Annotated in this window: 1 protein-coding gene; it reads right to left on the bottom strand. The window is 44.4% G+C overall.

The features are described from left to right. Positions 1-525: 525 nt before the first annotated feature. The coding region (locus tag OEM52_15250; GenBank protein MDK9701489.1) for an ATP-binding protein at positions 526-1,506 on the bottom strand (981 nt) is incomplete at its 5' end.

Raw genomic sequence — 1,506 nt, 5'->3', positions numbered from 1 at the left:
ACACACACCATCGGCGCTAAGAAAGACCATTGTGTCTTTTTCACTACCTAACGCAGCGTTGGCGACGACGAATCCAAGTGTCGCTTTATCCGTATTGTCATGGGTGTGGGTGATAGACACACAAAATGTTTTCGACATGATTTCTCCTTGGTTGTTATGACAAATTCGATAAATGGAATTGATAAGCAGTAGGTTATGTTGATCTTTTTCGGATCAAGTAGTTGGGAGGTTGCTTTTCAAGCAAGATGTGTCCGGTACTGATACACCAAGCTGGAACATCGATAACTGCACCGCCATCCTTTGCTGTAACATAAACGACATCATTTGGTGAGAGAGTATCGAAACACTCTTTTAGAGCCGTCACTAAAGCACTACAGCTGAGGTCGCCGCCGTCAAACAAATGATCAAATCGACAATGTGTGTGGTCTAACATAAAACAGATATCGATTGGATGGAACAGTTAAAATACAACTCAGCATCACACTGAACATTCATGTAAGGGGATTGTTTGTGAAGATAAGTAATTTAATTTCTTACATCAAGAACATTTCTCACTGTTTTTGCGAGATCGACAAGACGGTATGGTTTTGTGACAAAACCATCGACCATTGATAGTAAATCTGCCCCCAGAGTGTTTGTGGATATACCGCTGGAAACGATAATCTTGGGGCGATGGGGAAGTGACTTACATTGTTCCAAAAACTCTCTGCCCGACATAATCGGCATCGATAAATCCAACAGGATTAACCCGTACTCCTGTGGCATTCGCTGATGTAACTCGAGCGCTTCTTTCCCATTACCTGCGACGGCGACCCGGTAGCCAAGTTTTTCCAGCATTGTTTGACCGATACGGCGAATCATCGGTTCGTCGTCGACTAAGAGTATCAACTCGTTGCCACGTGGAAGCACAGTTTCATCGGTTAGTCCTGATGATAAGTGTTGTAGTTCATCACGGCTTGTTGGCAAATATATCCGAAATGTCGTTCCGATTCCCGGTTCGCTATAAACGGTAATCCAACCGTCATGCTGGCGAATGATGCCGAATGCTGTTGAGAGTCCGAGACCAGTGCCGCTTCCGACTTCTTTTGTTGTAAAGAACGGCTCGAAAATATGTTTAACAACATCAGGCGAAATGCCTTTACCAGTATCGGAAACAGTAATACAAACGAAATACCCACTGCGGAGTTCTGCTTCGATGAGTCGTTCGGTAATTTGAATTTCTGATGCACTGATGACAATCGCGAGTTTCCGGTCGGGGTCATCAGCAACATCCATTAGTGCATCGCGGGCATTGAAACACATATTGAGCAATACTTGGTGGAGTTGGTTGATGTCTCCGCTAATTTTGCTGTCGATGGGTGTCCCTTGAATTGAGAACTCGATCTTCCGATCGAAAGTACTTTTTATCAGCTTTCCAACTTCCTGAATCAACCGGTTGACATCGATTGAAGTCTTCACCATTCGACTCTTGCGGCTAAACGTCATCAACTGCTTCACCAAGTCAGC

The organism is bacterium (assembly GCA_030247525.1).
Classification (GTDB): domain Bacteria; phylum Electryoneota; class JAOADG01; order JAOADG01; family JAOADG01; genus JAOTSC01.
This window is presented reverse-complemented; position numbering and strand designations above follow the sequence as displayed.